Source organism: Dellaglioa sp. CoH-57-MRSF-22 (genome assembly GCF_056781895.1).
Window position 1 is genome coordinate 1 of record NZ_JBXAXT010000144.1, and the last position, 340, is coordinate 340.

At 55.9% G+C, this 340-nt stretch carries 1 protein-coding gene; it reads left to right on the forward strand.

All coding sequences use genetic code 11. From position 1 onward, the window contains the following. On the forward strand, window positions 1-340 hold a 340-nt coding region (locus AC1RPR_RS08590), incomplete at both ends, for a hypothetical protein (RefSeq protein ID WP_481763531.1).

Below are 340 nucleotides of genomic sequence, written 5' to 3' on the forward strand. Positions count from 1 at the left end.
AGTATGAACTGGTCGTCAGTACCATTGATTGGAAAAGGGTAGACGTAGCGTGTAACATTCTGCTGATCGACGACGACATCGTGATTGATCGTGCGTACGATTCAGCAGCGTGGGGCGGTTCTGACCATTCCGTCAAGTACGAGCTGCGCCGTGTACAGACAGAGGCCATTAGCGCGTCCGAGGCACGGGCCGCACAGGAAGAGGCGCGGGCGGTTCTCGCGGCTCGGGCACGGACCCATGTTGATAAGCTGATGCCTGCTGTCTATAACGCGATTCAAAAGAAAGTGAAACGCGGCCTGTATTCGGCACAGGTAGAAACGCTGTTGCCCGAGGGTTCTGT